Below are 25648 nucleotides of genomic sequence, written 5' to 3'. Positions count from 1 at the left end.
GCGGGTGCATAAATTATTACTTGCTTTAATATCATTGAGCTTAGTAGGTTGCATTGATAGTAAAGAAGAAATCTTAGAAGAAAAAAACCAAGGCCTCGTTTATTGCGCCGAGGCTAATCCTGTGTCGTTTAACCCACAAGTCACAACCACAGGGTCGACTATCGATATTATTGCTAACCAGTTATACGACCGGTTAATTAGTATTGACCCCGTGACCGCCGAATTTAAGAGTGAACTTGCCACTGATTGGAAGATCAGTAAAGACGGTAAATCGGTTACCTTCACTTTGCGCAAAGGAGTTAAATTTCATACCACCTCTTATTTTACTCCTAGTCGTGAATTTAACGCTGATGATGTAATATTTACTTTTAGTCGATTATTCGACGTTTATAATCCTTATCACTTTATTGGCGATGCTAATTACCCTTACTTTCAAAGTGTGGGAATTGACCAGCTAATTCGTAAAATTGTTAGAGTCTCTGATCATCAAGTACGATTTGAGCTATTTAATGCCGAGAGCAGCTTTTTAGCTAATATGGCGACCGATTTTGCTGTCGTGCTCTCTAAAGAATATGCCATGGCGCTTGAAGCTAATAATCAAGAAAACTTATTTGACCAATACCCAATTGGTACGGGTCCTTATATTTACAAAGAGTATCGACGCGACCATTTAGTACGCTTTTATAAAAACGCTGATTATTGGAAACATGATGTTGCCCTTGAGCAGTTGGTGTACGACATTACTCCAAATGGTACCACCCGTATCGCAAAAATATTGACCAAAGAATGTGATGTTACTGCACACCCAAGCAGTGCCCAATTAAGTATCTTAGCGCAACGTGATGATATTAATGTTGAAAGAGAAACTAACTTAAATATTGGTTACTGGGCATTTAATACCGAGCGTCCACCGTTTGATAACCTAAAAGTACGTCAAGCATTAGTTCATGCCATTGATATAGATAAAATAATGCAGGCGGTGTATTACGGTAATGGCTTGCGTGCACAGTCTATTCTTCCGCCTACGTCATGGGCATTTGAACTACAAAAAAACATGCCTATTTTTGACCCACAGTTGGCAAAAAGGTTATTAACTGAAGCCGGTTTTCCAAAAGGCTTTGATATGAGCATTTGGGCTATGCCGGTAAGCCGTATTTATAACCCCAACGCCCGCAAAATGGCTGAGCTAATGCAAAGTGATTTACGCAAAATTGGCGTTAACGTAAATATTGTTGAATATGAATGGAACACCTTTATTCAACGCATTGGAGAACATCGCCACGACAGTGTGTTATTAGGTTGGGCAGCTGATACGCCTGATCCCGATAACTTTTTTAGCCCATTATTAAGTTGTACTGCGACATTCAGCGGCAAAAACCCCGCAAACTGGTGTAATCCTGAATTTGATTTACTGCTAACCAAAGCGTTAGACACCACAGATTTAAATTTACGTAAACAATATTATGACGCAGCACAGAGTATGATCATCAAACAATTGCCTCTACTGCCAATTGCCCACGGCATGCGTTTTCAAGCAAGTAGTGCAGATGTTGAGGGCATTACCTTAGGGCCATTCGGTGCTATTTCGTTGGCTAACGCGAGGAAAAAATAATGATCTTAGATTATATTTTACGCCGCCTCGGACTGTTATTTTTTATGGTGTTACTACTAAGCATTTTTACCTTTTCGTTGAGTTACTTATTTCCCGGCGATCCACTCAGTAATTTAAGCGGCATACCAGATACTAACTTTACCCAAAATGCGCAGTTAGAAGAAAAGTACTTGTTTAACAGTAACTACTTTATGCAGTACATCGCCTTTGTGGGACGAATTTTACAAGGGGACTGGGGAATGTCATTCGCCTCGGGGGGCAGTGTTTTCGCCCATGTGATTGATTTAATCCCTGCAACGTTAGAGCTAAGTATTTACGCGTTAGTTATCTCGGTGGTAGTGGGTGTGCCTGTCGGTATTTTAGCATCGGCATATAATAAACAATGGCCTGATAAATTTATTAGCTCTACAGCGATGATTGGCTATTCTATGCCAATTTTTTGGCTGGCATTATTATTAATTATGGTTTTTTCGCTCCAACTTGGCTGGTTTCCCATGTCGGGGCGAGTGAGCTTGTTGTATGAGATACCTGCGAGCACAGGGTTTATTTTACTTGATATTTTACTCGCTGATTTTCCTTACAATGGTTTGGCCATGTTAGATGCACTGCATCACCTTACCTTACCCACTATTGTGCTTGCTATGTATCCAACCACGGTATTAGTGCGCTTTACTCGCGAATCGATGTTAAAAGTAATGGATCAAAATTTCATTAAAACGGCTCGTGCCAAAGGGCTTACTCGTGGACAGCTTATTATTCATCACGCCCTAAGAAATGCCTTACTACCAGTTATAAAACAAATAGGTTTGCAGTTTAGTACCTTGATTACCTTAGCGATGATCACTGAAGTTATTTTTTCGTGGCCTGGGATCGGTCGCTGGTTAATAGACAGTATTTATCAACGTGATTATCCCGCCATACAAGGTGGGTTAATGGCCGTCTCTTTATTTATTATTATTGCCACAATTATGGCCGAACTGACCTACACCCTACTCGATCCTCTGTCTCGGAACCAAGCGCATGGCAAAGTTTAACTTATTTTCAGAAGATTCAAATAAATCGCCATTAGCGAGACTCTGGCGAAAGTTTAAAAATAACCACCCTGCACTGGTTGGTTTATGGGTGTTTATTGCCTTTAGCCTGTTAGCGGCTACTGCGCCTTTTCTTGCGCCTTATGGGGTAAATCAACAGCACAGTGATGCACTATTACTGCCTCCCTCGTGGAATGAAATGGGCGATGTGCGGTTTATACTTGGCACCGATGATTTAGGCCGAGATGTGCTGTCTCGTTTAATGAATGGCGCCACATATACGTTCGGGTTATCGGTTGTGGCTGCACTGATCACCACTGTTATTGGTGTGTTGGTAGGTACCTTTGCAGGGATCAGTAAAGGCATACGTTCTAGTTTTTTGAACCACTTACTGGATGTAACGCTGTCAATTCCCTCATTGTTACTGGCCATCATTATTATTGCCATACTCGGCCCTGGATTAATGAATACCGTATGGGCAATTATTTTGGCCTTATTACCCCAGTTTATTCATTCAATTAGAAACCTGATAGTCGACGAACTTGGCAAAGATTATGTTACAGCCTACCGCTTAGATGGCGCCTCTAAATGGCATATTTTATCACGCGGGATTTTTCCTAATGTGTATGAATATATTGTGGTTATTTTTACCATGGCGCTTTCTACTGCTATTTTAGATATTGCAGCGTTAGGGTTTTTAAAACTGGGTGCACAGCCGCCGACTACTGAATGGGGCGCAATTTTAGCAGAGAACTTAGGACTTATATATTTAGCACCCTGGACGGTAGCATTGCCGGGCGTGCTGTTATTTTTAGCGGTTCTTTCAACAAACTTAGTGGGCGATGGACTTCGTAAAGTTTTACAAGCGCGTAAGGCCGATTAGATGCAGTTACTAGATATTCGAAATTTAACCATTGAACTTCAAACTTCCGAAACCGCCATTCGTGCTGTTGATCGCGTAAGCTTTAGTTTAAAAGAAGGTGAAGTACACGCTTTAGTGGGCGAATCAGGCTCTGGCAAAAGCTTAATTGCAAAAGCCATCGTCGGCGTGCTTAATGAGCGTTGGGTGATAACCGCAGATAGAATGCATTGGCGTGGTGTTGACTTAATGCGCTTAACACCAGAGCAACGCCGTAAAACGGTTAGCCAAGACATTGCGATGATTTACCAAGACCCCAGTCGATGTCTAGATCCTACTGCTAAAATATTTTACCAAATTGCTGAAACACTGCCTGAAGTGGCTGCTAAAGGGTTTTTCTTAAAACGCAACCGTGAGCGTAAAGACCGTGTTAAAGCCTTAATACATAAAGTAGGTATTAAAAATCATGAAGCGGTGCTTGATAGTTACCCGCATGAGCTCTCTGAGGGCGTATGCCAAAAGGTCATGATAGCCATGGCGATTGCCCGCACACCTAAGTTGTTAATTGCAGATGAGCCAACAACCGCACTAGAAAGCACCACCCGAGCACAGGTGTTTAGGTTATTAAAAAGTTTAAATCAGCTAAAAAACATGTCTATTTTAATGATCTCTCATGAGCTGGAAGAAATTGTTAATTGGTCGCATGGTATTCATGTGTTGTACTGCGGTCAAATGGTTGAAGCAGGTCCAACACACCGTATTTTTAGTCAACCTCGTCATCCGTACACGCAGGCTTTACTAAAAAGCCTGCCCGATTATGAGCATGGCTTAGCCCATAAAGAACCCTTTTATGCGCTTAAAGGCACTATTCCAACATTACAACATTTACCGATTGGTTGCCGACTCGGTCCACGTTGCCCACAAGCACAAAAAGAATGTGTGGTTGCGCCTAAACTTTCAAAGCATCATGGTCATAGCTACGCCTGTCACTTCCCGCTGATCAAGGAAATAAAATAATGCAGCCACTGTTAAAAGTTCAAGCCTTATCAAAAACCTTTAACATGCGAGCGGGTCTATTTAGCCGTAAAAAGTTTGATGTTTTAAAAAACATCTCATTTTGTATTGGTAAAGGTGAAACAATTGCCATTATTGGTGAAACAGGCTCAGGAAAAAGTACCCTAGCTAAATTATTAGTGGGTGCATACAGTGCCGATAGCGGGCAGATATTATTAGAGAATAACACCATAGAAAACAATGGTAATCGTGATGCGCAGTGTCGTTATATCCGAATGATTTTTCAAGACTCCGCCACCTCATTGAACCCAGCAGTGACCATTGCTGAAATGCTCGATGATTGCCTAAAGTTCAATACTGATTTTGATAAAACTCAACGTAGTGAAAAAATTGGTAGTACGCTGCTTAAAGTGGGTCTATTGGTCGATCATCAGCAATACTATCCGCATATGTTTAGTGTAGGGCAATTACAGCGTGTAGCGCTCGCTCGCGCGCTTATATTAGATCCTAAGGTTGTTGTACTCGATGAGGCACTTTCATCGCTTGACCCTTCTGTAAGAGCGCAAATAGTAAACCTATTACTTAAACTACAGCTTGAAACTGGATTAACCTATATTTTGATCACCCATCATTTAAGTTTAGTGCGCCATATTAGCGACCAGTTAGTGGTACTCAATAAGGGTGAGATTGTTGAATACGGCGCTACAGAAACTATTTTTCAAAACCCGCAGTCAAAGGTTACCCAGCGCTTATTGAGTTGTTAATGTCTAAACAAACAAAAAAGGCGCCAATTGGCGCCTTTTTTCATTTAGCTATTACTTATTCAGCTGCTTGAGCTGCTTTTGGTACATTAAGCTCTGCTTGTTGCTTAAGCGATTCAATGAATACCGTATAGTTTTTCTGCGCTTGCGCCATAGTAATGTTTTGCTTCATTTGTGGCTCAATGTTGTCACTCACTGGTGCATCATTTACCGCTTTAAGCGCAACAATCGCTGCATCACCATTATTTAAGTTAACCATATCATATACAGCCGCATCACTAGGATGTGCCATTTTGAATACTTGGGTAACAATAGCAGGTGAAACAGCAAAGCTTTCACGAGTTAGTTGCGACTCTTGACGAACGTTTAGTGATTGCTCAGCAGCCACATCGTTTAAGCTCTTGCCTTCTTTTACTTGTGCAAATAACGTGCGTGCTTTTTCTTTTGCAAGGTCTGATGCCTTTTCATTCATTAAGCGTGTTTTAATTTGCTCACTTACCACGCTTAATGCTTTCGTTGCCGCAGGTTGGTGCTCATTTACACGCACCACAATCACGTGCTCATTACCAAGCTCAATTACTTCTGAATTGACTTTATCTTCTAATAGTTCAACTGATGATAAGGCAGTCACAACCGCTGGGTTATTAAGCGGCTCAGGAAGCGCGCTAAGCGCTAGTAAAGAAGTAGATTGTACTTCTACACCCGCCACTTCAGCAGCATCGTCTAAGCGATCAGAAATCTCAAAGGCTAATGCCCCCATTTCTGTTTGCTTCTCGTAAAACGCATCTACTTTTTCAGCTTGCTCAAGTTCAGCACGTAGGTCAGCTTTAACCTCATCGAACGGTTTAACTTGTTGAGTTTGTAGATCAGTCAGTTTGATGATGTGATAACCAAACTCAGAGGCAACAACGTCAGAGTAATCACCTTTGTTTTGCAATGCGAACGCTGCATCTTCAAATGCTGGTTCCATAACATCACGTTCAATCCACTCTAAATCGCCACCCATTTCTGCACTAACAATGTCATCTGACGATGTCTCTGCTAGCTCAGCAAAATCAGCACCAGCGTTAAGCTGGGCAAGTAACGACTCAGCTTTCGCTTTAGCCGCATCATCATCTTCGCTATTGTCGATTAGAATATGCGACACACGACGCTTTTCTGGTTCAACATATTGCGCCTTACTCTGCTCGTAATATGCTTTTACATCGTCTTCGCTTACCGATGCAACATCAATATCATCTGCATTTAGTTCGATGTAATTAACTGAAATTAATTCAGGTGATAAAAATTGACCTGCGTTTAATTCATAGTAATCCGCAACTTCTTGCTCTGTAACTTCAACATCAGCTTGCATTGCTTGTTTATCAATTACTAAATAATCAATGCTTCGTGTTTGCTGTTGCAACGCAATGGCTGATTTAAGCTCATTTGGCAGCGCAAAATCAGTACCCGCAACGGCAGATACTAACTGGCTACGCGTCATATCATCACGCAGGTATTCACGAAATGCGTCAGGTTGAAAATTCATTTGACGAATAACTTGTAAATAACGGTCGTTATTAAACTTGTCGCCAATTTTAAAATAAGGTAGCTCTAAAATTGTTTTACGAACGCTTTCATCACTTACGCGCAAACCAAGCTCGGCAGCTAACTGACTTTGTAATTCTTGTTGTACTAAACGGTCAATCACACCTTGACGGATTTGAGCCATGTAAGTTGGATCAGCTGCTATTTGGGTAAAGTACTCACCAAATTGTTGTTCTAAGCGGCTACGTTCATTTTGAAACGCACGGCTAAATTCTGTTTGGCTAATTTTAATTCCATTTACTTCAGCAACGGGTTGTTCTGTGGTTTGACCTAAGTAACTACCGATCCCAGCTAAGGCAAAAGATAAAATCACCGCGCCTAAAATGACTTTGGCTACCGGCCCTTGCGAACCTTCTCTGATTTTCTCAAGCATTTGTTTATCTCTTTTCTGAGCAAGGTATTTTCTACCTTGTCATATGTAAAAAAAGCGTATCTTACCAGATACGCTTTTTCACTTGAAGTAACTGGCGGTGAAGTAACTTAATTTATCGATTGCAATAATTAAGCGTATCTTTACTCGCCATAACTAAATTGTTTACACAATGATTAGTTTACTGCGTCTTTAAGCGCTTTACCGGCTTTGAAAGCTGGGATGTTAGCTGCAGCAATTTGAATCGTTTCACCAGTTTGTGGGTTACGACCTGCACGAGCAGCACGCTCACGTACAGAGAAAGTACCAAAACCAACAAGTGCAACTGAGTCGCCATCTTTTAGCGCGCCAGATACAGATTCGATGAATGAATCTAGTGCACGACCTGCAGCCGCTTTAGAAATGTCAGCATCAGCTGCGATTTGATCGATTAATTGAGATTTATTCACAATATCATCCTCTTTCATTGTTGTTATCAAGAGCGATTGTTTTTTAAACTAACATCACTGTTTTGAAATTTTTGAGCAATTTTTTTAAGCTCATATGATTATATTTTTCTTAAGCCTAGGCCCTGCAAGGGCTAGGCTTGAAAACCAGTGCTTAACTTATCATACCGTTTAGATTTGAAAAGCCCCTAAAAGCACTTTTTTTGGCTTTTTTACTGCTTTTTTGGTGTTTCGACTGAAAAACTATCAACTGGATGCACTAAAGCAAGCTTTAATACTTCGTCAATCCACGTAACTGGGTGAATCTCAAGACCCGCCAATACGTTATCAGGTATCTCTTTTAAGTCACGTTCGTTAATTTTAGGGATCACCACCGTTTTAATACCACCTCGGTGAGCCGCTAATAATTTCTCTTTTAAACCACCAATTGGCAGTACTTCACCACGTAGGGTAATCTCACCCGTCATGGCCACATCAGAGCGCACTGGATTACCCGTTAGGCTTGAAACCAAACACGTAACCATTGCGATACCCGCACTTGGACCATCTTTAGGAGTTGCGCCCTCAGGTACATGCACGTGAATATCACGTTTTTCATAAAAGTCGCTATTAATACGTAGCTCATCAGCACGATTACGCACAACTGTCATTGCCGCTTGAATCGACTCTTGCATTACATCGCCTAACGAGCCGGTATAAGTCAATTTGCCTTTACCTGGTACTGCAGCACATTCAATAGTCAGCAAGTCACCGCCTACTTCTGTCCATGCTAAGCCAGTTACTTGGCCTATACGGTCGCCATCTTCTGCTTTACCGTAATCAAAGCGTTGCACACCTAAGTACTCTTCAAGGTTATCTGCATCGATAGTGACCGTTTTGGTGTCTTTTTCCATTAAGATATTTTTAACCGCTTTACGGCATAATTTAGACACTTCACGCTCTAAGTTACGAACGCCCGCTTCACGCGTGTAATATCGAATAATACCGATAATGGCACTGTCAGCAATTTCAACTTCTTTCTCTTTTAAGCCATTACGCTTAACTTGCTTTGGAATTAAATGTTCTTTAGCTATATTTAATTTTTCGTCTTCGGTATAACCGGCTAAACGAATAACTTCCATACGGTCCAATAAAGGCCCAGGAATATTAAAGCTATTAGAGGTAGCAACAAACATTACATCAGATAAGTCGTAATCGACTTCTAAGTAATGATCAGCAAAATGGCTGTTTTGCTCAGGATCAAGTACTTCAAGTAATGCTGATGCAGGGTCTCCACGCATATCCGCTGACATTTTATCAATTTCATCTAACAAGAATAACGGGTTTTTAACGCCCACTTTAGTCATGTTTTGAATCAATTTACCAGGCATAGAGCCAATATAAGTACGACGGTGACCACGTATCTCAGCTTCATCACGTACACCACCCAGTGCCATACGAATGTACTTACGGCCAGTTGAACGCGCAATAGATTGCCCAAGAGAGGTTTTACCTACCCCTGGCGGCCCAACTAAACACAAAATAGGCCCTTTAAGCTTATTAGTACGCTGCTGTACCGCGAGGTATTCAATAATACGCTCTTTAACTTTATCAAGTCCGTAGTGATCGCTATCTAGTATTTTTTGCGCGCCTGCTAAATCTTTTTTCACTTTAGAGCGTTTTTTCCACGGTACGTTGATTAACGTATCTATGTATGAGCGAACAACACTAGCTTCTGCCGACATCGGCGACATCATTTTAAGTTTGTTGAACTCTGCCGTCGCTTTTTCTTTCGCTTCGCTGGGCATACCTGATTCTTCGATGCGTTTTTTTAGCGCTTCGAATTCATCTGGCACATCGTCAATTTCGCCAAGCTCTTTTTGAATCGCTTTCATTTGCTCATTGAGGTAATACTCACGCTGCGATTTTTCCATTTGCTTTTTAACGCGGGTACGAATTTTTTTCTCAACTTGCAATAAGTCTATTTCACCTTCCATCAACGCCATTAAGTACTCTAAGCGCTCCGTAACGTTTGATATTTCAAGTACTTTTTGTTTTTCAGGCACTTTTAATGGCATGTGCGCAGCCATGGTATCAGCAAGACGCGCTGGCTCATCAATACCAGAGACCGAAGTCATCACTTCAGGTGGGATTTTTTTATTTAATTTTACGTAGCCTTCAAACTGGCTTAATGCACTGCGAATAAAAATATCTTGTTCTTGCTCGTTTACTGAATCAGATTCAATAAACTGAGCATTGGCAACAAAGAAGTCTTCGTTATCAACAAACTCTTCGATATTTGCACGCTGTGTGCCTTCAACTAATACTTTTACTGTACCATCGGGTAGCTTTAATAATTGAAGTACAGTCGCAATTGTCCCTACACGATAAATATCGTCTTTCTCAGGCTCGTCTACAGTTGCATCTTTTTGTGCAACTAAGAAAATTTGTTTGTCTTTATCCATTGCCGCTTCAAGGCATTTTATTGATTTTTCACGGCCTACAAAAAGCGGGATCACCATGTGTGGATACACCACTACATCGCGCAGTGCTAGCACAGGGATTTCGACTCGATCGTTTCTCTCAAGCGTCATTGTATTTTCTCTTTGCACTTCATTTATTTAAAGATTACTCAAGTATATGGGGATAACCTAATTAAAGTTCAACAATTTTTGCCAACTCGATTAAATTAATTATAAAAAAAGGAGCCATTGGCTCCTTTTTTTTACAACTTGCTCAGAATTTAATCTGCCGCGGCTTGTTCTTGATTACTGCTGTCATAAATCAAGATTGGGTCAGACTCACCTTTAATAACGGTTTCATCAACAACCACTTTACTTACGTTATCAATTGAAGGCAGCTCATACATAGTATCAAGCAATACACCTTCTACGATTGAACGCAGGCCACGTGCACCGGTTTTACGTTCCATTGCTTTGTGAGCAATAGCACGTAGTGCATCATCACGAAACTCAAGCTCAACGTCTTCCATCCCAAACAATACTGAAAATTGCTTAGTAATAGCGTTTTTAGGCTCACTTAAAATTTGTACCAGTGCAGCTTCATCAAGTTCAGTCAATGTAGCAACAACAGGTAAACGGCCAATAAACTCTGGAATTAAACCATATTTTACTAAATCTTCTGGCTCAACATCTTTAAATGTTTCACTTAAAGAGCGGCTCGCTGCCGACTCTTTAACGTTAACGCCAAAACCAATGCCAGTATTTTTGTGGCTACGCTGTTCAATAACTTTATCAAGACCAGCAAATGCACCACCACAAATAAACAGAATTTTAGAGGTGTCTACTTGCAGGAACTCTTGCTGTGGATGTTTACGTCCACCTTGTGGCGGAACAGAAGCAACGGTACCTTCAATCAATTTCAGTAAGGCTTGTTGTACACCTTCACCTGATACATCACGGGTGATTGATGGGTTATCTGATTTACGTGAAATTTTGTCAATTTCATCAATGTAAACAATACCACGTTGTGCTTTTTCTACGTCGTAGTCACATTTTTGTAAAAGCTTTTGAATGATGTTTTCAACATCTTCACCCACATAACCGGCTTCGGTTAACGTGGTGGCATCGGCCATTGTAAACGGCACATCTAGCAAACGTGCTAACGTTTCAGCTAGTAGTGTTTTACCACTCCCCGTTGGACCAATTAATAAAATATTACTTTTACCTAGTTCAACGTCTTGTTTAGTTGATTGGTTGCGTAAACGCTTGTAGTGATTGTAAACCGCTACAGACAACACTTTTTTCGCATGCTCTTGGCCAATTACGTAGTCGTCTAAGTGGTTACGAATTTCTTTTGGCACAGGTAATTTGTCAGCGGCATCATGCTTAGGCGCGATGTCTTTAATTTCTTCCCTGATAATATCATTACACAGCTCTACACATTCATCACAAACGTATACTGAAGGTCCTGCAATTAATTTTCGAACTTCATGCTGGCTTTTGCCGCAAAAAGAGCAGTATAACAATTTATTACTTTTGTCGCCGTCTGTAGGAGTGTCAGACATTCAGCTACCTCATTTTATTACGTTGGCCACCAAAGTCTTGGTGGCTATTTTAATACGCTTTAACTATACCAAAATTTAGGCTTTTTCGCATAGTAACTCTCATTAGCAAGCATTACTGCTTGCAGGCATACTTACTTGCTACTGCGATTAGTAAATACTGAGTCAACAATACCGTAATCTACAGCTTGGCTTGCACTCATAAAGTTATCACGGTCTGTATCACGTGAAACAACATCAAGCGGTTGGCCAGTATGCTCAGCCATTAAGCGATTTAATTTGTCTTTAATAGACAGGATTTCTTTCGCGTGTATTTCAAAATCAGATGCTTGACCTTGGAATCCACCTAATGGTTGGTGAATCATTACACGTGAATTAGGTAAACAAAAACGTTTACCCTTAGCACCACCAGATAGTAAAAACGCACCCATGCTAGCCGCTTGGCCCACACAAATAGTACTTACATCAGGTTTGATGAAATTCATTGTATCGTAAATAGCCATTCCCGCAGTGACCGAGCCACCCGGTGAATTGATATATAAGAAGATATCTTTATCTGGGTTCTCTGATTCTAAGAAAAGCATTTGCGCTAAAATCAGATTTGCCATGTTGTCTTCAACTTGGCCCGTTAAAAAGATAATACGCTCTTTTAATAGTCTCGAATAAATATCAAACGAGCGCTCGCCTTTAGCTGTTTGCTCAACAACCATTGGTACTAATGCGTTTAGGGGATCTGTCATACCAGTGTTCATACTTATTTAATTCCTTATGCGCTTATACTTATTCTAAGAAAAGCATAATGATCATTTTTAGCTAATTAAGAACCACAAACTAAAATGGCCCGGGCACACTGCATAAACAGAGTAACACGAGCCATTTAATCGTTAGCGAGCGCTTAAGTCAATGACTTATTATGCACCTTGCTGTGGATTCATGATGTCATCAAATGCTTTTTCAACATCAGTCACAGTTGCTTTAGCTAAAATAGCTTCAACAGCTTGCTCTTCCATTGCTACATTACGCATTTGTTGCATTAGTTGATCATTTGCTTTGTAGTATTCTACTACTTCAGTTGGATCTTCGTATGCAGATGCTACAGTAGCGATAAGTGCTTCAACTTTAGCGTCATCAACTTTGATGTCGTTTGCTTTGATCACTTCGCCTAATAATAGGCCAGTTTTAACTCGTGTAACTGCTTGCTCATGGAACAATTCAGCTGGAAGTTCAGGCATATTTTGACCGTTACCACCAAAACGTTGAGCAGCTTGCTCACGTAAAGCGTCAACTTCTTGGTCGATTAATGCTTTAGGCACTTCAACTTCGTTTTGCTCTAAAAGACCTTTGATTGCTTGGTCTTTTACGTTAGCTTTAACCGCTTGGTCTAGCTCACGTGTCATGTTCTTTTTAACTTCTTCTTTAAGCGCGTCTACGCCGCCTTCGGCAACACCGAATTTAGTTGCAAACTCATCGCTTAATTCAGGTAATTCTTGCGCTTCAACTTTTTTCACTGTGATAGTGAATTGAGCCGCTTTACCTTTTAAGTTTTCAGCGTGGTAATCTTCAGGGAAGTTTACGTCAGCAACAACTTCTTCGCCTGCTTTTTTGCCTACGATGTTGTCTTCAAAACCTGGGATCATACGACCTTGGCCAAGTTCTAATGGGAAATCTTCAGCTTTGCCGCCTTCGAATTCTTCACCGTCGATAGTACCAACGAAATCAACCGTTACACGGTCGTTTGCGCCAGCAGCTGCATCAACGTCAGCCCAAGAAGCGTGTTGCTTACGAAGTGTCTCTAGCATGTTTGCTAAATCTTCGTCAGTTACTTCTACCGCTGGTTTTTCAACAGCAATTTTCTCTAAACCTTGAACTTCAACTTCAGGGTAAACTTCAAATGTTGCTGAGAATTCTAAATCTTTACCTGCTTCAAGTGCTTTTGGTGCAAATGTAGGTGCGCCAGCAGGGTTAATTTTTTCAGCAACAATTGCTTCAATGTAATTACGTTGCATTACTTCGCCAGCAACTTCTTGACGAACAGCTGGTCCGAAACGCTTGTTGATTACTGATACTGGTACTTTACCAGCACGGAAACCGTCGATACGCTGCGTTTTTGACAGTTGTTGTAAGCGTTTTTTTACTTCGGTCTCAACGTTCTCTGCAGGAACGGTGATGGTCAGACGGCGCTCAAGGCCTTGAGTCGTCTCAACAGAAACTTGCATGATTTACCTCAATATTCAATTTTGGCGACTTTTCGCCTTCATTACAAACAAAGTAATCTATAGGCGTCTTGATAAAATTCAAGCCTTAGAGCTTAAAAAAATCCGTCGCTACCAGGAGATACCATTGCTGCTCTGCCCTAGGGCACTATATTTTTAAACAAATAGACGCGGCATTATAACCTAATATTCATGATAGTCGAGTGTGGGGGGCAATTATTTGGGGTAGTTAAAGGCAGATAACGCCTAAGCGAATAAAAAACAGGCTAATTAAAATGTATAGAATGAATAGGAGCAAAAAATAGAGTTATTTTAAATAAAATAGAGATTTAGAATATGGAATTTAAGGGGAAATGGTCGGCGATGCAGGATTTGAACCTGCGACCCCTTGGACCCAAACCAAGTGCGCTACCAAACTGCGCTAATCGCCGATACTTACTATTGTCTGCGAGTGACCTCGTTGACAACGGGGTGCATAATAGTGATTTGACCGGGTTAGGTCAAACGTTTTTTTAAGAAAACAAATCAATTGCTCATTTTTAGTTCATAATGGTCAAATATTACGATACAGGGATAAAATTTAAACTCTTTTTTATAATTCGGGGGCTTATAATTTAAAAGCAACTTGGCGCTCAACCGCTTTTCTGCGAAAATAGCCACCATATTAAAAAATGAGTAAGGTGAAGGTCTTTTTCTTTATCGGCATTTTAACCCCTATATATGCATTCGTTTTTTAAATGTATCGGTATCAAGTTAATTAACCTAATTAAAGGTCACCCATGACGGCAAACATCATTGATGGTAAAGCAGTAGCAAAACAAGTACGTAGCGCAGTGGCTGAACGAGTTTCAGAACGTGTTGCACAAAACCTTAGAGCCCCAGGATTAGCTGTGGTGCTTGTTGGACAAGACCCAGCCAGCCAAGTTTACGTTGGTTCAAAACGTAAAGCCTGTGAAGAAGTTGGTTTTATTTCTAAATCATTTGATTTGCCCGCAGACACAACAGAGCAAGCGCTATTAGCATTAATTGATGAATTGAATGTTGATGGCGAAGTTGACGGTATTTTAGTGCAACTTCCTTTACCTGCAGGCTTAGACGCAGAAAAAATTCTTGAGCGTATTACCCCGCATAAAGATGTTGATGGCTTTCACCCTTATAACATTGGTCGTTTAGCGCAGCGAATGCCTGCCCTTCGCCCATGTACGCCAAAGGGTATTATCACCTTATTAGATTCAACCGGCGTGCGTTACAAAGGCATGCACGCAGTGGTAGTGGGTGCCTCTAATATTGTGGGTCGCCCTATGTCACTTGAACTGTTGTTAGCTGGCTGTACGACTACTGTTTGTCATAAGTTCACACAAGATTTAGAAACCCATGTTCGCCGTGCTGACTTATTGGTTGTTGCTGTAGGCAAACCAGAGTTTATTCCGGGTGACTGGATAAAAGAAGGCGCGATTGTTATTGATGTGGGTATTAACCGTTTAGACAACGGTAAGTTAGTGGGTGACGTTGAATACGCTACTGCAGAACAAAAAGCTGACTTTATTACCCCTGTACCTGGCGGCGTAGGCCCGATGACAGTTGCTAGCTTAATTGAAAATACGTTAGAAGCGTGTGAGAAATATCACAGCTAATAAATAAAAATAAAGTAATCCAAAGCCCGCTTAATTGCGGGCTTTTTGTATCATCATTCTTCGTTTTATTAAGTCCAAGCCTTGTGGCAAAACCGAAAACACAATCATTAATAACATAATCGCGTACTGCCAATTTGCATACTGCTCGTTAATTAATATTCCTGCACATAAAATACCGGCAATTGGGTTGGCTATAGTGCCAAAAGTAAATTCAACAACTGACATTCGTCCTAATAACCAAACATATAGGATGTAAGCCAAAGCAGTATTAGGGACCACCAGCCAAAATAACGCCAGCCATTGCGTGGTATTTATTGATGCAGTTAAAAATTGATACTGCTGTGGTGCAAAATAGAAAGCTTGAACCATAGCGGCAATTGCTAGCAAACTGCCACCAATGATTAGCTGCCACGTGAGTACCGTCCACCAATGAACTTTAGCCGTTACTTTTTGTACCAGCGTACTGCCTATCACAATAGTTAATAGCGCCCCTATCAGCGCTAAAACTCCCAACACATTAAGCGCTATATGTTGTGGATCAAATAAACGCCATGCCAAAACCACTAAAGCAAGCGCACAAATACCTTGCACTAGCGCTGGCTGTTGTCGTTTAACAAGCCATGCATATAATAATGCAACAACCGGTACAGACACCATACCCACGCCTGCAATAGCTGCTGGTAGGTTAATAGCCATTACAAAAATAAAACTGAAAAATAGCGCAATATTAATCGTGCCGATTAAAAAGATGCCAGGCCATTGCTTTGCAGTTGGCCAAGAGGGTTTAAATAACAACAATAATAAACCAGCAGGAAGTGCACGTATGGCCCCTAATAAGATTGGCGGCCACTCTGGGGTTGCGTATTTAGTTACCGCATAAGTCGTTCCCCATAAAAAAGCAGGGATCATGGCAAGTAAAATATTCATTAATTTTCCATTTTTAAATTGATGAATGCGAGTTTAAAACCTCAACCATAATTGAGGTCAACAATATCAATTTTATTAAAAGCATAATCAATTTAATGCAATTGATATAACAAAAAAGGGTTACCCAATGGCAACCCTTTTTTTGGTGATCCGCGTGTTGTAGCTAAGCTTTACGCCACGTTGTTTTTCCCGCTGAATCTTCAAGTATCACACCCAGTGCATTTAAAGCATCGCGAGCTTCATCAGCTGCAGCCCAATTTTTACTGGCACGTGCGTCATTACGTTTTACAATCAATGCCTCAATTTCAGCCACTTCATCATCGTTTTGACCGCCTTGTAAAAATGCCTCAGGTGCTTGTTGAGCAATACCAAGTATTTCACCTAAGATGCGTAGAATAAAGGCTAAATGTCCTGCTTTTTCGCTATCACTTTCTTTTACTCGGTTTAGCTCTTTAGCAACTTCAAACACAACCGGTAATGCTTCTGGCGAATTAAAGTCATCATTCATAGCTTTTCTAAACTTAGCTACATACTCATTACCCTCAAGCTCACATTCAACTGGCTCAACACCACGTAATGCCGTGTAAATACGCTCAAGTGATGAACGTGCTTGGTCTAAGTTTTCTTGCGAGTAATTAAGTTGACTGCGGTAATGGCCAGAAATTAAAAAGTAACGAACCGACTCAGCATCGTATTGCTTTAATACTTCACGAACGGTAAAAAAGTTATCTAATGATTTAGACATCTTTTCTTTGTTCACTTGAACCATACCGGTATGGATCCAAGTATTAACGTATTGGCCGTTGTTAGCACAGCATGATTGCGCGATTTCGTTTTCGTGGTGCGGAAACTGTAGGTCTGAACCACCACCATGAATATCAAAGTGCTCACCTAGGTGCTTTGAACTCATCGCTGAGCATTCTATGTGCCAACCAGGGCGACCCTCACCCCAAGGTGATGACCACGATGGCTCCCCTGCTTTAGCTTTTTTCCATAAAACAAAATCAAGAGGATCGTCTTTATCTTGTGCTACTTCCACACGTGAGCCCGATTGGAGCATGGTTAAATCTTGCTGTGAAAGTGCCCCGTATTGCTCAAAGGTTGATACATCAAATAAAACGTCGCCATCGGCTGCAACATAAGCATGGCCTTTGGCAATCAAACGCTCAACCATGGCAATAATTTCATCCATATGACCCGTTACCGTTGGCTCTATATCAGGACGCAGCATATTTAAACTGTCAAAGTCTTCATGCATGGCTTTAGTCATACGCACGGTTAAGTCGTTAATGGCTTCACCGTTCTCATTTGCGCGCTTAATAATTTTATCATCAACATCGGTAATATTACGTACGTACTTTAAGTCGTAACCTAAATGACGAAGATAGCGAACAATCACATCAAAACCCACAAATGTGCGTGCATGGCCAATGTGACAGTAATCATAAATGGTGATACCACACACATACATGTCGATTTTTCCATCGACCATAGGTTTAAATTGTTCTTTTTGGCGTGTCAGTGTGTTGTATATTTGTACCATTTAGTTGCTTTCCTTCACGATTAACAGAAAAGCTATGTTACCACTTGCTAAGCATGGGCTCTAGCGGTTTATAACAAACATAACATCTACTTTGTTAATCTGAGTCAACTACGATAAAATAGCACCAATATTTAAACCAGCTATAGGAAACCTCATGGTTGTTCTACACACAAACTTTGGTGATATCACCATTAAAATGCACGAAAGCGAAGCTCCAAATACAGTAAAAAACTTTTTAGAGTATGCAAACTCAGGTTTTTATAACGGCACTATTTTTCACCGTGTAATTGATGGTTTTATGGTTCAAGGCGGTGGTTTTGCATCGGGTATGGAACAAAAAGAAGTAAACGACCCAATTGAAAATGAAGCTAACAACGGCCTATCTAACAAAGTAGGTACTTTAGCAATGGCGCGTACGCCTGATCCACACTCAGCTACAGCGCAATTTTTCATTAACGTGAATAACAACGACTTTTTAAACCACAGCAGCGAAACGTCGCAAGGCTGGGGTTACTGTGTGTTTGCTGAAGTAGTAGAAGGCATGGACATAGTAAATAAAATCAAAGGTGTTGCTACAGGTAGCAATGGTTTTCACCAAGATGTACCACTTGAAGATGTGGTAATTGAAAGTGTAACTGTAAGCTAAAACCCCCTTTATTCTTCAAAGAATACATAAAGCGGGTATTCACCCGCTTTTATTTAACTGGAATCACCATGACTCGCCAAACCTACTTTATTGCAGATTTACATTTGAGTGAAAATCGCCCTGATATTACAGCGGCATTTTTTAAATTTTTACACTCCCATATTGTTCCTCAAAAAGTAGACGCCCTATATATTTTAGGTGATTTTTTTGAAGTCTGGGTTGGTGACGATTATGTAAGCGAACTATCAGCAACAGTGGCCAAACAATTAAAGGCAATTAGTAACTCGGGTATATCTATTTATTTTGTACATGGTAATCGCGATTTTATTATGCGTGAAAGATACGCTAATATGGCAGGAATGACTCTACTCGATGAGCAAACAGTGATCGACTTGTACGGCACACCCACGGTAATTTTACATGGTGATGAAATGTGTACTCAGGATATTGAGTATCAAAAGTTTCGTAAAAAAAGTCGTGGTTGGTGGTGGCCCAAATTAATGCTTGCTATGCCCTTATGGTATCGAAAGAAAATAGCCCGAGATGCGCGTGAAAAAAGTAAACTTAGCCAAGCAGACAAACCTATAGAAATACTGGATGTGGTGCAAAGCGAGGTACTCGAAACCTTCGCCAAACACAATGTGGCTAATATGATCCACGGCCATACTCACCGCCCTAATGTACATACCTATGAAGTTAATAACCAAACGCTTACTCGCACAGTATTGGGCGATTGGTATACTCAAGGTTCGTATTTAGTGATTACTCCCGAGTCACAACAATTAATTTCAACGCCTTTATAACGTCCCTAGTAATTAATCGTAATGAGACTTTGCGGTTAACTCAGGCAAGGTAATAAGAAATTGTGTTTTAAAATAGGCATCGCTTTGTGGTTCTGAATGAAGTTTGATGTCTCCTTTCAAAACTTGTGTTACCCATTGATGCACCATATATAAACCTAAGCCCGTATTACCTTTACCTCGTGCGGTTGTATAAAAAGGCTCAAATATATCTGCTTTAGTCTCATTATTAATTCCTTTACCATTATCTGACACGCTAAGCCTTACGCTATTATTTGTCGCTTGCTCTACTTTTATTTCTATCACTCCCTCGTGCTTTTCATCAAAAGCGTGATTTAGCGCATTAATTACAAGGTTTTCGACCACCTGAGAAATAATCCCCGGCAAACTAATCACCTGTTTTTTGAGCAAGAAAATAGTTTTCACTTTTATTGGTGAATTTTTTAATCTGGAATTTAATGACAATAATAACTCTTGAATGATTTTTTCAATATCACATGCAATAAATTCATCGTTATGGCGATCAATGGCCATTTTTTTAAAACTTTTCACTAATACTGCGGTTTTATTTAAGTTAATTTTAGCTAGTGCTAGGTTCTCACCAATACTGGTTGTTGTTTCCTCTAACGTTGATTTAGTCAGCCCCTCCCTCATCGCCGCATTTAATTTAGCTAATGCCATATCTGCATTAGAAACCGAAATAACGGCTCCACCAATGGGTGTATTCATTTCATGAGCAACTCCTGCTACGAGCAATCCTAATGAGGATAGTTTTTGCGCTTCAATTAGTCCTTCTTGTAGCTGTTGTTGCTGCTTTATTGTGGCATCAAGCTCTCGGTTCACTATATCTAGTTCTATCTTTTCTATATGCAATTTATGCGAGAGGGTTAACAGCTTATTTTGAAACTTATACTCACGATAAATAAAGCCAAAACTAATTAAACACAGTAATCCACTACACAAAAACGCAAACTGTAAGGCTTTCACCTGTCCAGTTATTAGTAATTCATCAGGACTACTTATTAAAATAATTAACTCTTTATCGGTGTCACTAATTCTGCCTTTGTTCTCGCGCAGTGAAAAAATAGAAAAACGTCGGTAAGTATAGAGGTTATGGTCAAAAAAGTGCGAACCATACTCGACTTTGCCACCAATAATTTGCTGCCAGAGCCGAGGCTCTTCAATGGCAAGCGTTTGCTCATTTTTACCATACATAAACCCCCATTCTAAATCTTCATCACTATTTAATAACCAAAAACCATTATGATTCAAAATGCTTATATGGGTACTTTTTTGGCTATAGCTTTTGATCTGATTAAATAGATAATCTAAGTTAAAGTTAACCACCAATAGGCCATCTAATAGGTAATTTTCTTGATTGGTACGGTAGGTTACGCGGATTGATGGTTGATGAGGTTTTATGATTTTGTTGTGTTCAATGTTTAAATCTATTTCTGTAGCAAAAATGTCAGGCGCACTGATCTGCATCCCTTTTTGAAAGTAGTAACGGTTTTGCTTATTTTGCAAACCATCAGGCGATACAATTTCGCCTACACCATTCACTGCGTTAATGCGGTATTGCTCTTGCCCTTGCTTATCTAGCCAGCGAATTTGGGCTATGTTAGTAGAGATAGCCGCAAAATTTAAAAAATAATTATTTATTTCATCTCTGCTTCGCATTTGTTGCAAAGGCTTGTTTTGTGCATCGCTTTTTAAAACTGGGCCTTGAGCCAAAATACGAGTTAGCTTTTTAATGCTGCTGAGCTCTTTGGAGAAATCACTACTAATTAGTACTAACTTTTCATCTTGCTGAGCTTTAATGGTGTTTATTTTTTCTTGATATATTTGTTCGTATATAAGCCAACCAATAAAGAAGGTAATGAATAAACTGAATAGCAATTTAACTAGCACACTTTTTTTTGAACCAACAGGCAAACTATTAATGCTATTCATTATCAGTCACTTCATACTGCTTTAACCATCCGAACAGGTCTTTTAGAGATAGAGGTTTAGAAAAATAATACCCTTGAGCTGTTTCGCAGCCTTGTTGCTGCAACCACTTGGCCTCAAACTCATTCTCAACACCTTCAGCAATCACCGAAAAGTTAAATTGCTTTGCCAAAGACAATATCATCTTAATCATGTATTGATTATTGTCATTAAACTCAAGGTCACTAACAAAATAGCGATCTATTTTTATCGACGTAGACGGTATTTCATTAATGTGAGCCAAAGACGAATACCCTGTACCAAAGTCATCAATGCTGACTTTCATGCCCAAAGAAATAAACCGCTCAAGCGCCTCTTTAATTAAGCTGTAATTACTAATAGCTTGTGTTTCGGTCACCTCAAGCTCAAGCATAGAAGGCAAAATACTGTATTCTTCAATTTTATTTTTTATCTGTTCAAAGTAGCTTGGCTCAACTAAATCATAAGAGGACGCATTAAATGCAACGGGTAAGTTACAGCCTTGCTCTTTAAGTTGATTTATAGCCTCTAGTATTTTCTCAAAAATCACATGGTCTAGTTCATTAATTAATCCGGCTGTTTCAGCTAATTCTATAAACTCGTCGGGGCGTACAAAGCTGCCATCGACTCTTTGCCACCTAGCGAGCGCTTCAAAACCTGCTGGTTTCAAGGTTGATAAGCTGATTTTGGGTTGTAACACCACCTCTAAGCTTTTATTACCTATAGCCGTTCTGAGCTCAGCCATCAGCTCATATCGACGAGTTATCTGATCTGTTTTTTCCTCTGTATGCTGAATATACTTTGCATGGTTTGCCAACGTATAGTTGAGGCTAGACTCTGCTAAGCTAATCACTTTTTCAGGTGTTAAGTTTAAAGCAGCGCTTAACTTCAACTCCAGTATACGCACATCAATATATTGCTTCACCTGTTCAATTTCGAACTTTTGCTTATTTTGAAAGTAACTAATTGCATCTGAAATATCAAAGTCAACGCTAATTAGCATGCCAAAGGTTTTGTTACTAATTAGTGCTATGCGTGGTTCATATTTAGCAAAAGTATCAACTATATTTTGATGAACTAACTTCATTAATTTATTACAAAAGTCATTCCCGAAAGTAAATGCTTTTTCATCAAACTGATAAATGTCAAAAATGACTAATCGTGTTTTTAATCGCTCATGGGCATTCATGTTCTTTATTTCACGGGTTAACCAGTTCCTATTTGGTAAATTTAGTGATACATCGGTATAAGCAAGCTCTGTTAAACGATTTAATAACGAAATATTCGCAAATCCCGTGCTCACATTTTCGCTAAATACTTTGAGTAAATACTCATTTTGCTCATTAATTGGGTTGTCTGATTTTACGATCGTTATATAAGAAATATCTTGTTCTTGCGTTAAGGGAGTCTCGAAAAAAAATACGCTGTGGTGCTTTGAAAAAATATGACTGCGCTGTATAGTCGCTTGTTTAAAATCTTGCAGCATTTCTGCAGGCAGGTTAGGTACAACAGGTTGCCCTTTAGTACCACTAAAGCAACCATGGGTAGAGAGTATTAAGCATTCAGAGCTAGAGTTTGAATTACTCGAACAAAAAATACCGCCGCCTTCGGTTATTTTTAAAATATTGCTAATTTCTTTAAGCACTGCATGAGAAAAAGAGGCCATATCATGCTTACCGTTAATACTTCTAGACGCATCTAGCACCAGCTGTAAACCTTGCTTTGCGGACCTAATTTGTGAAATATACTCCCATGTACGCATGTTACTATTAACAATTGATTGCAACTTTTCTGCTGTAATATCTGATTTATTCCAGTATTCATCGATATCAAGGACTTTCATGATATCACTCTCTGGAGCAAAGCCAGGTTGACCTGTTAATAGCACAATACGCATTTCTGCGTTACCTATAACCTCTCGAATAGTATTTACTAAACGCAGACCTGAGTCATCCTCCTCCATTACTACATCTATAAAAATAAGTGCAATATCAGGATGCATACTCAACGCCAAAGCAGCCTCAGGCACAGTATTTGCCGTTAAAAGCTCGTATTTATACCCGTCCTTGGCTTTTAGTTCTTTTAAGCTATTTACTAACGCGTTCTGATAATCAAGGTCATCCTCAACGGTTAATATCTTCCATGCTTTTAGCTCTGTATCTGCTTTTTCTTCTTCAGCTGCAAATACAAACAATCCCTCTTTATCTTGCATATCTTCTCACCCAATAATAAATAAGGTATGACCTTGTTATTAAAATGAATTACAAAGCAATAAGTTAAATAATTTAAATAGTTATTCTAATATTAGGTGAGGGTATTGGATGTGTCTAATTTAAAAAGAATTTAATTAAAAGTAACTGCTACAACAGTTTGCTGTTTAACTGGTAGCAGCTTCATGTGTAAATTATACGGGTTGTTGGCAAGCAGTAATAGGTACGCCGCTATGAAATTTGAAGTCTTCATCGTCCGATGTAATTAGCTGCGCTTCAATTTCAGCAAATTCTTTTACCCGCTCAGTAATATCAAAATCAGCAATTTCTTGAGCAAGAGTTAAGTAGTCTTGATAATGGCGAGCCTCTGAGCGAAGCAGTGAAATATAAAAATCCCCTAAGCGTTTATCTACATGGGGGGCAAGCGCAGCAAAACGTTCACATGAGCGCGCTTCTATGTACGCACCTACAATAAGTTTATCAACTAAGGCATTAGGCTCAAAGGTTTTAACATTGCGCAACATACCCTTAGCGTAACGACATGGTGTTATACTTTTATATTCAACACCGTATTCATCCATAATTTCTAGCACCTGATAAAAGTGATGTAGTTCTTCTTTTATTAGCATAACCATTTTATCAATTAAGCCTTGTCCATAAGGTGAGTTAGATTTAGGAATAATAGATTTAGTGAGTTTATTTTTAGCCGCTAAATCACGCCAGTTCCCCTCACGTTTATAAATAAGCGTTTCAAACGGTTTTAACCACTCAAGCAATGCATCACTGCTGTCTTTATCTACCGCATACTTACGGATTAAAAACATCGCACTTTGCGCCGCTTTTAGCTCACAAATTAAATGATCAATTAATATGATGGGTAAATTTTCTTTTTTGGTCGCCTGTTCAACCCACTCATCAGGGGTACGGCATAATAAAAAGTTGTTAATTGGCTCTAAAAGCTGACTATGTGGCACGCTGACTACTCATTGCTAAAAATTGCGATTACGCATTTTAACACGAAATAATGCCCTGAATAAAATAAACACACGCCCTTATTGCAAGCATGTGGATAACTTGACTTTGCTTAGTTACTGAACCATAACTAAATGGACTGTATAAAAAACAAACCAACTATAACCAAACAGTAACTTATCCTTTATGGAGAGCACGCAATGATACTAAATCACCTATGGGGCTTATACGCCCACCCACTCGAAGAGTGGCAAACAATTGATAACCGTCACGAAAGCTTAACCTACAGCTTATCGCACATTTTGCTAATCGCTTTATTTCCCTCAGCAATGGGATACTACTCATCGGTTTACTTAGGCTGGAGTATAGGCACAGGTAACCCCGTTTTTTTAACCCATGAAAGCGCACTGATGATTGGCGCAGCCATGTATGTTGCTTTAATTGGCGGTGTATTTGCACTGGCCTATTTAGCGCATTGGATGGCGGTTACTTTCGGTGCTAAACCAACCTTTACCCAAACTATCGAGCTGGCAGCGTATACCGCTACACCGGTGTTTATGTCAGCATTGGCTGCTTTTTGGCCTGAGTTATGGTTTGTGGTGTGTGTTGGATTAGTGGCACTCGCTTACTCAGTTTATTTACTGTATACCGGCGTCCCTATTTTAATGCACATTCCGCAGGAGCGCGGCTTTATTTATGCAAGCTCTGTTGTCACCTGTGGATTAATTCTGCTCGTTATTATTTTAGCGCTTACCGCCATGCTATGGACCAACGGTATAATTAGCCCTATGTTTACCTAAAAATTGAAAAACAAAAAAGGAGCGATTAAGCTCCTTTTTTTGTAACGCCGATAATGCTACCGGGTAGTATTATCATTTTTAATCAGATTCGTTTTCATCTTGGTTATGTATTTCTAAACCAGACGACATCGCGTTTTCGCGGGTGCTTTTAGCAGAATCGTTACGTAGCTTATCATGCACATTCCGCAGGAGCGCGGCTTTATTTATGCAAGCTCTGTTGTCACCTGTGGATTAATTCTGCTCGTTATTATT

General features: G+C 39.9%; 20 protein-coding genes and 1 tRNA gene. 9 read left to right on the top strand and 12 right to left on the bottom strand.

The features are described 5' to 3' along the window. Window positions 1-4 precede the first annotated feature (4 nt). The 5 genes from QL989_RS09795 to QL989_RS09775 are packed head-to-tail and all read left to right on the top strand — an operon-like array spanning window position 5 to window position 5280. Entirely contained in the window at window positions 5-1612 is a 1608-nt protein-coding gene (locus QL989_RS09795; protein ID WP_290170136.1) for an ABC transporter substrate-binding protein, read from the top strand. After that, complete coding sequence (locus QL989_RS09790; RefSeq protein ID WP_138605056.1) at window positions 1612-2646, top strand: ABC transporter permease subunit; 1035 nt, start codon at window positions 1612-1614, stop codon at window positions 2644-2646. Before QL989_RS09795 ends, QL989_RS09790 begins: the two co-directional genes overlap by 1 nt. Further along, window positions 2633-3526, top strand: a complete 894-nt coding sequence (locus tag QL989_RS09785; protein ID WP_010388079.1) for an ABC transporter permease subunit — start codon at window positions 2633-2635, stop codon at window positions 3524-3526. Before QL989_RS09790 ends, QL989_RS09785 begins: the two co-directional genes overlap by 14 nt. Then, entirely contained in the window at window positions 3527-4519 is a 993-nt protein-coding gene (locus tag QL989_RS09780) for an oligopeptide/dipeptide ABC transporter ATP-binding protein (protein WP_290170131.1), read from the top strand. Then, entirely contained in the window at window positions 4519-5280 is a 762-nt protein-coding gene (locus tag QL989_RS09775) for an ATP-binding cassette domain-containing protein (RefSeq protein WP_054202403.1), read from the top strand. The genes QL989_RS09780 and QL989_RS09775 overlap by 1 nt, the downstream gene beginning before the upstream one ends. A 55-nt stretch (window positions 5281-5335) precedes the next feature. Here the strand turns inward: QL989_RS09775 and QL989_RS09770 are convergent, their stop codons facing one another. The 7 genes from QL989_RS09770 to QL989_RS09740 form a co-directional block, all read right to left on the bottom strand. Beyond that, complete coding sequence (locus QL989_RS09770) at window positions 5336-7237, bottom strand: SurA N-terminal domain-containing protein (protein WP_290170127.1); 1902 nt, start codon at window positions 7235-7237, stop codon at window positions 5336-5338. 173 nt (window positions 7238-7410) lie between these two features. Continuing rightward, window positions 7411-7710, bottom strand: a complete 300-nt coding sequence (locus tag QL989_RS09765; RefSeq protein WP_256872136.1) for an HU family DNA-binding protein — start codon at window positions 7708-7710, stop codon at window positions 7411-7413. Between the two features lie 182 nt (window positions 7711-7892). Next, entirely contained in the window at window positions 7893-10253 is a 2361-nt protein-coding gene (gene lon, locus QL989_RS09760) for an endopeptidase La (protein WP_290170124.1), read from the bottom strand. 149 nt (window positions 10254-10402) lie between these two features. Next, complete coding sequence (gene clpX, locus QL989_RS09755; RefSeq protein ID WP_010388064.1) at window positions 10403-11686, bottom strand: ATP-dependent protease ATP-binding subunit ClpX; 1284 nt, start codon at window positions 11684-11686, stop codon at window positions 10403-10405. A gap of 131 nt (window positions 11687-11817) precedes the next feature. Further along, complete coding sequence (clpP, locus tag QL989_RS09750; protein ID WP_290170121.1) at window positions 11818-12435, bottom strand: ATP-dependent Clp endopeptidase proteolytic subunit ClpP; 618 nt, start codon at window positions 12433-12435, stop codon at window positions 11818-11820. A gap of 159 nt (window positions 12436-12594) precedes the next feature. Further along, window positions 12595-13899: a trigger factor gene (gene tig / locus QL989_RS09745; RefSeq protein WP_138605062.1), complete on the bottom strand. Its 1305-nt coding sequence runs from the start codon at window positions 13897-13899 to the stop codon at window positions 12595-12597. A 351-nt stretch (window positions 13900-14250) separates the two neighbouring features. Then, window positions 14251-14327 (bottom strand) — tRNA-Pro (locus QL989_RS09740). Window positions 14328-14675: 348 nt separating this feature from the next. Here QL989_RS09740 and folD point away from each other — a divergent pair. Beyond that, complete coding sequence (gene folD, locus QL989_RS09735) at window positions 14676-15530, top strand: bifunctional methylenetetrahydrofolate dehydrogenase/methenyltetrahydrofolate cyclohydrolase FolD (protein WP_290170116.1); 855 nt, start codon at window positions 14676-14678, stop codon at window positions 15528-15530. 30 nt (window positions 15531-15560) lie between these two features. On the opposite strand, the gene QL989_RS09730 is transcribed toward folD, so the two are convergent. Together QL989_RS09730 and cysS are read right to left on the bottom strand one after the other, a co-directional pair. Continuing rightward, a complete protein-coding gene (locus QL989_RS09730) occupies window positions 15561-16457 on the bottom strand; it encodes an EamA family transporter (protein ID WP_138605398.1) in 897 nt (298 codons plus the stop codon). Between the two features lie 163 nt (window positions 16458-16620). Next, window positions 16621-18000, bottom strand: coding sequence for a cysteine--tRNA ligase (cysS, locus tag QL989_RS09725; protein ID WP_290170111.1), 1380 nt, complete (start codon window positions 17998-18000; stop codon window positions 16621-16623). 154 nt (window positions 18001-18154) lie between these two features. Here cysS and QL989_RS09720 point away from each other — a divergent pair, with 154 nt between their 5' ends. Both QL989_RS09720 and QL989_RS09715 read left to right on the top strand, forming a co-directional pair. Continuing rightward, on the top strand, window positions 18155-18646 hold the full coding sequence (locus tag QL989_RS09720; protein ID WP_290170108.1) for a peptidylprolyl isomerase: 492 nt from the start codon (window positions 18155-18157) through the stop codon (window positions 18644-18646). Window positions 18647-18714: 68 nt separating this feature from the next. After that, window positions 18715-19449, top strand: coding sequence for a UDP-2,3-diacylglucosamine diphosphatase (locus QL989_RS09715; protein ID WP_290170107.1), 735 nt, complete (start codon window positions 18715-18717; stop codon window positions 19447-19449). Window positions 19450-19461: 12 nt separating this feature from the next. On the opposite strand, the gene QL989_RS09710 is transcribed toward QL989_RS09715, so the two are convergent. The 3 genes from QL989_RS09710 to miaE all read right to left on the bottom strand — a co-directional run bounded on the left by QL989_RS09710 (window position 19462) and on the right by miaE (window position 24598). Next, window positions 19462-21399, bottom strand: coding sequence for an ATP-binding protein (locus QL989_RS09710; RefSeq protein WP_290170105.1), 1938 nt, complete (start codon window positions 21397-21399; stop codon window positions 19462-19464). After that, window positions 21392-23626 (bottom strand): EAL domain-containing protein, encoded by a 2235-nt coding sequence (locus tag QL989_RS09705; RefSeq protein ID WP_290170103.1) that lies wholly within the window; start codon window positions 23624-23626, stop codon window positions 21392-21394. The genes QL989_RS09710 and QL989_RS09705 overlap by 8 nt, the downstream gene beginning before the upstream one ends. 192 nt (window positions 23627-23818) lie before the next feature. After that, window positions 23819-24598, bottom strand: a complete 780-nt coding sequence (gene miaE / locus QL989_RS09700; RefSeq protein ID WP_290170100.1) for a tRNA isopentenyl-2-thiomethyl-A-37 hydroxylase MiaE — start codon at window positions 24596-24598, stop codon at window positions 23819-23821. 198 nt (window positions 24599-24796) lie between these two features. Between miaE and QL989_RS09695 the strand changes: the two genes are divergently transcribed. After that, on the top strand, window positions 24797-25396 hold the full coding sequence (locus QL989_RS09695; RefSeq protein WP_008111059.1) for a Yip1 family protein: 600 nt from the start codon (window positions 24797-24799) through the stop codon (window positions 25394-25396). Window positions 25397-25648: the final 252 nt, after the last annotated feature.

Source organism: Pseudoalteromonas sp. APC 3224, assembly GCF_030407535.1.
GTDB lineage: Bacteria > Pseudomonadota > Gammaproteobacteria > Enterobacterales > Alteromonadaceae > Pseudoalteromonas.
This window is presented reverse-complemented; position numbering and strand designations above follow the sequence as displayed.

What these genes read in the sequence shown, in the direction of transcription:
- QL989_RS09790 (WP_138605056.1), top strand. Translation starts at nt 1,612, where the DNA reads ATGATCTTAGATTATATTTTACGCCGCCTCGGACTGTTATTTTTTATG.
- QL989_RS09785 (WP_010388079.1), top strand. Translation starts at nt 2,633, where the DNA reads ATGGCAAAGTTTAACTTATTTTCAGAAGATTCAAATAAATCGCCATTA.
- QL989_RS09780 (WP_290170131.1), top strand. Translation starts at nt 3,527, where the DNA reads ATGCAGTTACTAGATATTCGAAATTTAACCATTGAACTTCAAACTTCC.
- QL989_RS09775 (WP_054202403.1), top strand. Translation starts at nt 4,519, where the DNA reads ATGCAGCCACTGTTAAAAGTTCAAGCCTTATCAAAAACCTTTAACATG.
- QL989_RS09770 (WP_290170127.1), bottom strand. Translation starts at nt 7,237, where the DNA reads ATGCTTGAGAAAATCAGAGAAGGTTCGCAAGGGCCGGTAGCCAAAGTC.
- lon (WP_290170124.1), bottom strand. Translation starts at nt 10,253, where the DNA reads ATGACGCTTGAGAGAAACGATCGAGTCGAAATCCCTGTGCTAGCACTG.
- clpX (WP_010388064.1), bottom strand. Translation starts at nt 11,686, where the DNA reads ATGTCTGACACTCCTACAGACGGCGACAAAAGTAATAAATTGTTATAC.
- clpP (WP_290170121.1), bottom strand. Translation starts at nt 12,435, where the DNA reads ATGAACACTGGTATGACAGATCCCCTAAACGCATTAGTACCAATGGTT.
- tig (WP_138605062.1), bottom strand. Translation starts at nt 13,899, where the DNA reads ATGCAAGTTTCTGTTGAGACGACTCAAGGCCTTGAGCGCCGTCTGACC.
- folD (WP_290170116.1), top strand. Translation starts at nt 14,676, where the DNA reads ATGACGGCAAACATCATTGATGGTAAAGCAGTAGCAAAACAAGTACGT.
- QL989_RS09730 (WP_138605398.1), bottom strand. Translation starts at nt 16,457, where the DNA reads ATGAATATTTTACTTGCCATGATCCCTGCTTTTTTATGGGGAACGACT.
- cysS (WP_290170111.1), bottom strand. Translation starts at nt 18,000, where the DNA reads ATGGTACAAATATACAACACACTGACACGCCAAAAAGAACAATTTAAA.
- QL989_RS09720 (WP_290170108.1), top strand. Translation starts at nt 18,155, where the DNA reads ATGGTTGTTCTACACACAAACTTTGGTGATATCACCATTAAAATGCAC.
- QL989_RS09715 (WP_290170107.1), top strand. Translation starts at nt 18,715, where the DNA reads ATGACTCGCCAAACCTACTTTATTGCAGATTTACATTTGAGTGAAAAT.
- QL989_RS09710 (WP_290170105.1), bottom strand. Translation starts at nt 21,399, where the DNA reads ATGAATAGCATTAATAGTTTGCCTGTTGGTTCAAAAAAAAGTGTGCTA.
- QL989_RS09705 (WP_290170103.1), bottom strand. Translation starts at nt 23,626, where the DNA reads ATGCAAGATAAAGAGGGATTGTTTGTATTTGCAGCTGAAGAAGAAAAA.
- QL989_RS09695 (WP_008111059.1), top strand. Translation starts at nt 24,797, where the DNA reads ATGATACTAAATCACCTATGGGGCTTATACGCCCACCCACTCGAAGAG.